The sequence below is a fragment of the Oleiphilus sp. HI0043 genome, from assembly GCF_001634935.1.
Window position 1 is genome coordinate 1 of sequence record NZ_LWEY01001707.1, and the last position, 967, is coordinate 967.

Sequence of the window (967 nt, forward strand, 5' to 3'; positions counted from 1 at the left end):
TCGAAGTCATACTCAGTTAATTTTACCTATGGTGAAAGACTGTTTGGGCCACGGTAAGTTAAAAGCTAAAAATCTGGATGCGCTTGCTTTTGGTTGTGGGCCAGGTTCGTTCACGGGTATTCGTATCGCGACTGGTATCGCGCAAGGCTTGGCCTACGGAAGTGACTGTCATATCTATGCCATATCTAATATCCAAGCTCTAGCCCTACAAAGCTATTTGAAGTACGCTATTTCTCAAGTGCTTGTAGCAATTGATGCACGTATGGATGAGGTGTATTGGGCTTGCTGCAAAGTGGAGAAACAGAGCAACGGGAACGAGGATCCTTATTATCGGGTGGAGACTTTGGGTATTGAAAATGTGACTAAACCTGAATTAGTGAGCTTGCCTGACGCGATCACGGATGGGCCTATTATTGGTGTCGGTAGTGGCTTTGACTACTCTGAACGTTTCCCTTCGGATGTAAAAGGGCATTTGGATAGTTTTGATGCTGAGATGAGACCAGAGGCTCATGCTATTTGTCAGCTGGCTCGTTATGCGCATTTTAAAGGTGTAGCAGGGCTACTAGAAGACGCGATGCCATCCTATGTCAGAAATACGGTTACATGGAAAAAACTGCCGGGTAGAGCCTAAGTGCTACTCGCTATATGGATTGATAGTTAAGGATTAAAAATGACTTGGTTTGAAGCAGTTATATTGGCACTTGTTCAGGGCTTGACGGAGTTTCTACCCATATCGAGCTCCGCTCACCTGATTTTGCCTTCACAAGTTTTGGGCTGGGAAGATCAAGGCTTGGCTTTTGATGTAGCGGTTCACGTTGGCACCTTGATGGCGATAGTCATTTATTTTCGTAGAGAAGTGATTCAACTGAGTGGCGCATGGTTCAAGAGCGTGTCGTTTAAAGAGCAGTCTAATGATGGTCGCTTGGCCTGGTTGATTATTCTGGCAACGATACCCGCAGGTTTGGCT

At 45.6% G+C, this 967-nt stretch carries 2 protein-coding genes; both read left to right on the forward strand.

The window, feature by feature from the left end; translation table 11 throughout:
- A partial coding sequence (gene tsaB, locus A3729_RS26010; RefSeq protein ID WP_068634434.1) for a tRNA (adenosine(37)-N6)-threonylcarbamoyltransferase complex dimerization subunit type 1 TsaB occupies positions 1-631 on the forward strand: 631 nt, incomplete at its 5' end.
- A 39-nt stretch (positions 632-670) separates the two neighbouring features.
- On the forward strand, positions 671-967 hold a 297-nt coding region (locus A3729_RS26015), incomplete at its 3' end, for an undecaprenyl-diphosphate phosphatase (RefSeq protein WP_304439760.1).